This window comes from Mesorhizobium sp. M1A.F.Ca.IN.022.07.1.1 (assembly GCF_003997575.1).
In the GTDB taxonomy this organism is placed as follows: Bacteria; Pseudomonadota; Alphaproteobacteria; order Rhizobiales; family Rhizobiaceae; genus Mesorhizobium.
In genome coordinates this window covers 1-4,257 of the sequence record NZ_RZST01000432.1, presented here as the reverse complement: position 1 = coordinate 4,257, position 4,257 = coordinate 1, and the positions used below count along the sequence as shown (strand labels likewise).

The 4,257-nt window shown below is 63.7% G+C and carries 4 protein-coding genes; 1 reads left to right on the top strand and 3 read right to left on the bottom strand.

The window, feature by feature from the left end:
- The coding region (locus EOA75_RS29695) for an ABC transporter permease (RefSeq protein WP_164747652.1) at positions 1 to 980 on the bottom strand (980 nt) is incomplete at its 3' end.
- 76 nt (positions 981 to 1,056) lie between these two features.
- Between EOA75_RS29695 and dgcA the strand changes: the two genes are divergently transcribed.
- Positions 1,057 to 2,040 carry an N-acetyl-D-Glu racemase DgcA gene (gene dgcA, locus EOA75_RS29690; protein WP_127325815.1) on the top strand — a complete coding sequence of 328 codons (984 nt, stop codon included), beginning with the start codon at positions 1,057 to 1,059 and terminating at the stop codon, positions 2,038 to 2,040.
- Here dgcA and EOA75_RS29685 read toward each other — a convergent pair.
- Entirely contained in the window at positions 2,011 to 3,225 is a 1,215-nt protein-coding gene (locus EOA75_RS29685; protein WP_095800816.1) for an MFS transporter, read from the bottom strand. The genes dgcA and EOA75_RS29685 overlap by 30 nt on opposite strands.
- Before the next feature lie 141 nt (positions 3,226 to 3,366).
- Positions 3,367 to 4,197, bottom strand: coding sequence for a UDP-2,3-diacylglucosamine diphosphatase (locus tag EOA75_RS29680; protein WP_127248012.1), 831 nt, complete (start codon positions 4,195 to 4,197; stop codon positions 3,367 to 3,369).
- Positions 4,198 to 4,257: the final 60 nt, after the last annotated feature.

Sequence of the window (4,257 nt, the reverse complement as noted above, 5' to 3'; positions counted from 1 at the left end):
ATGGCGACCCGCAGCCGATCGATGAATGCCGCCGGTGGAATGTCGGAATAGAGCCAGGCGGCGATGATGCCGCCGCCGAGCGCGGCGAAATTCGCGATGATCGTCAAGCACGGCAGCGCAATCACCAAGGCGACGAGCCGCGGAAACACCAGCACGCCGATCGGGTTCAACCCGATCACCTTCAGCGCGTCGACCTCCTCGCGCATCTTCATCGAGCCGATCTCGGCGGTGATGGCGCTGCCCGAGCGGCCGGCCAGCATGATCGCGGTCATCAGCACGCCAAGCTCGCGCAGGATCAGCACGCCGACGAGGTCGACGACGAAAATGTCGGCACCGAAATAGCTGAGCTGATAAGCGCCTTGCTGGGCGACGATGGCGCCGACGATGGCCGACATCAGCACCACCACCGGAATGGCGCCGACGCCCATACGATCGATCTGGTTGAAGATTGCTGCCGGATTGACGGCATGGCCGCGGCCGAGCTTCATCTGCGCGCCGCGGATGGTGGCGCCGAGGATGTTCATCGAGGCCAGAAAATCGTCGCGCATCTCGTAGACGCGGCGGCCGACCAGCTCCAGCGCGCGCAGGATGATGTTGGGCGGTCCGGCCGGCCCCGATTCGGGTTCGCGTCGCACCGCGTCGCCGACCGCGCCGAGCAGGATTGAGGCGATCTCGCTCTGCCCCTGCACATGGACTTCAACGCCTTTCTTCTCGAAAGCGCTCGCCAGCCGATCGATCAGCCAGGCGCCGGCCGTGTCCATCTTCTCGATCTGCGAAAGGTCGAGCATCAGCTTCTTGGCGCTGTTGCGGTTTTCGATCTTGCGCATCTCCGCATCGACCGATGCCACGGTCCGCGTCGTCCAGACACCCGAGAAAGCGCAGCCGAGCACGTCGCCTTCCTCGCCGACGATAATGCGCGGCTGGTGATTGGCATCACCGGCGGGCGTGCGGCTTGCGTCGCGTTTGCGGATGGTCAACATGGCGTCCTGTTTAGCGTGACGGGACTGGCGTGTCGATTTGCCGGGAGACCGGGTTGCTCAGCCGGAGAAGAAAAATATGGCGCGTGTCATTTCGGTCGAGGCGGAGCGATTCCCCATCGCGGGCACCTTCACCATATCGCGCGGATCGAAAACCGAGGCCGAAGTCATCACCGTGACGATCGCCGACAACGGACATGTCGGGCGCGGCGAATGCGTGCCCTACAGGCGCTACGGCGAGACGATGGAGGGCGTGCGCGCCGCAATCGAGGCGATGCGCGGCCAGATCATCGACGGCATCGGCCGCACCGCCTTGCTCGCGGCCATGCCGGCCGGAGCGGCCCGCAATGCCATCGACTGCGCCTTGTGGGATCTCGAAGCCAAGCTGGGCGCCAGGCCGGTGGCGGACGCGATCGGGGTCGTTTCGCCTAAGGCGCTTGAAACCGCCTACACGCTGTCGCTCGCCGAACCTGAGGCGATGGCGGCGCAGGCCCGCGCCGCTGCCTCGCGGCCGCTGCTCAAGGTCAAGATCGGCGGCCACAACGACGCGGCAAGGATTCGCGCCGTGACGCAAGCCGCCCCGCAAAGCCGCATCATACTCGATGCCAACGAGGGCTGGACCGATAACAACATCGTCGAGAATCTCGCATTCGCAGCCGAGCACGGCATAGTGCTGATCGAGCAGCCGCTGCCGGCCGGCCGTGATGGCATCTTGCGCGAAATCGCGCATCCCGTGCCGATCTGCGCCGACGAAAGCGTGCACGAGGCGAAGAACCTCGAAGCGCTGGTCGGCCTTTATGACGTCGTCAACATCAAGCTCGACAAAACTGGCGGAATGACCGAAGCGCTGATCCTTCGCGACCGTGCCCGCGACCTGGGTTTCGGCATCATGGTCGGCTGCATGGTCGGCACGTCGCTCGCCATGGCGCCGGCAGTGCTCTTGGCTCAAGGCGCCGATTTCGTCGACCTCGACGGGCCGCTGCTCTTGGCGCACGACCGCGAACCGGGTCTCGTCTACCAGGGCTCGCTGGTCTCACCGCCTCAGCCGGCGCTGTGGGGCTGACCGCGCGGCAAGCCCGATCAGCGCGAGGCCGATGATCGCGATCGGGATCATCGCCAGGAACCCGTCGACGCCAAGATGATCGTAGAGCGGGCCGGAGACCAGGGTGACCGCGGCCATGAAGAAGCCGTTGAAGAAATAGGCGATGCCTTGCGCGGCGCCCGTGCGCTCTTCGGAAACCGTTTCGCCGATCATCTTCTGCAGGCCGATCAGCACCATCGCCACCGAAACCGCATGCAGCGTCTGGACGCCGAAGAAGCCGACGACACCGAGCCCCAGCGGCCAGACCAGCGGAAAGGCGGCCCATCGCAGGATCGAGCCGATGCCGGCGATCACCATCACCCTGACGACGGAAACGGAGGCGAAAATGCGGTTGAAGAACAAGAACATGCAGACCTCGGCAACCACGCCCCAGGCCCACAGCAGGCCCACGACGGAATCGCTGATGCCGATCGACTTCCAGTAGATCGACACGAAGCCGTAAAGAAAGGCGTGGCTGGCGGTGATGATGCCGACACCCAGCGTGAAATAGAGGAAATAGGCGTTGAAGAGGCTTGGCGCCGAATGCTGAATGTCGGTCGCCGATAATGGCGACGCCTTGCGAGGCTTGCCCATCCGCGGCGCCCACAAACCCGCGGCAAGCGCTGCGGCAAGGGCCACAAAGATGATCGCCGGAACTGCTTGCGGGCCGGTGGCCGCCAGGATGAAGCCGCCGACTATATTGGCGCAGAAATAGGAGATCGAACCCCATTTGCGCATGGCGGTGTAGTTGGAGCCGAAGCGGCGGACGCCCGACAGAGCCAGCGAATCGGCCATCGGCGAATGCGGCGTCCAAGGGATCGAAAGCAACAGCGAGATGGCCAGCACGCCCGCATAGGTGGCCGGCAGGAAATAGCCGGCCGAAATGATCATCGTCGCCGCGACCAGCGTGATATAGACATTGGCGCGGTCCTTCGCCCGGTCGGCAAACGCGGTGAGCATCGGGGTCGTCACGACGCGCAGGAACATCGGCGCCGCCAGGATGACGGCGATCTGTTCGGCGTGGAAGCCTTTCGCCTCCAGCCAGAGCGGAAAATAGGGCAGATGGGTCCCCTGCGACACGAACAATGTCGCGAAGATCAGGCTCATGCGCAGTTCGAAATGGGCGGGCTTGACGAGTTGCTCAGGCGAAAGTGGCGGCAGCGACATGAATCGATCCAATTACGCTGCATTCCACGACCGCAACGCGTTTCGATCCCTATCACGCGGCAAGGAGCGGCGGAACCGCCTGGACCAGTCGATCTGGCCAAAGCTGTTGAAAGACAAGCAACCTCGGAGCCGGAAAGGCGCTCAGGCAGCCTTGACCGCCCTGCCCTTGAGATCGATGAGATCGACGCGCACCGGCGCGTCCTTGCCGGCCGGAACTTCGGGCAGCACATGCGCCCAGGTCAGGATCTCCATGCGGCCGTCGAAATGCTCGACCACCGCGGTGCAGCTTTCCACCCAGTCGCCGGTGTTGATGTATTGCACGTCGCCATAACGTTCGATCGCGGCGTGATGGATGTGGCCGCAGATCACGCCGTCGACATGCGAGCGCCGCGCTTCCTCGGAGAGCACCGTCTGGAACGATCCGATGAAGTTCACCGCCTTCTTCACCTTGACCTTCGCCCAGGAAGAGAACGACCAGTAAGGCAGGCTGAGCAGGTGGCGCAGTCTCGTCACGAGGCGATTGACCAGCATTGCCGTGTCATAGGCGTAGTCGCCGAGGTAAGCGAGCCAGCGCTGATTGTGCACCACAGTGTCGAACTGGTCGCCATGAATGACGAGAAGCCGCCTGCCGTCGGCGGTCTCATGAATGGCGCGGTCGGCAACGACGATGCCGCCGAAATGCACGCCCTGGAACTGGCGGGCGAACTCGTCGTGGTTGCCGGCGATGTAGGTGATCGAGGCGCCTTTGCGCGCCTTGCGCAGCAACTTCTGCACCACGTCGTTATGGCTCTGCGGCCAATGCCAGCTGCGCCGCAGGCGCCAGCCGTCAACGATGTCGCCGACCAGGTAGATGGTATCGGCGTCATGGTGGCGCAGGAAATCGATCAGGAAATCGGCCTTGGCCGCTTTCGAGCCGAGATGCACGTCGGAAATGAACATGGTGCGAAAAGTGCGGGGCTCTGGACCGGACATCGCGATTTCCACCTTTCTTTGGCGTGCTATGCCTCGATTCATGCAACAACCGTATGACGG

Bases quoted from the DNA above. Each gene is read 5' to 3' on its own strand.
- dgcA (WP_127325815.1), top strand. From the start codon at position 1,057: ATGGCGCGTGTCATTTCGGTCGAGGCGGAGCGATTCCCCATCGCGGGC.
- EOA75_RS29685 (WP_095800816.1), bottom strand. From the start codon at position 3,225: ATGTCGCTGCCGCCACTTTCGCCTGAGCAACTCGTCAAGCCCGCCCAT.
- EOA75_RS29680 (WP_127248012.1), bottom strand. From the start codon at position 4,197: ATGTCCGGTCCAGAGCCCCGCACTTTTCGCACCATGTTCATTTCCGAC.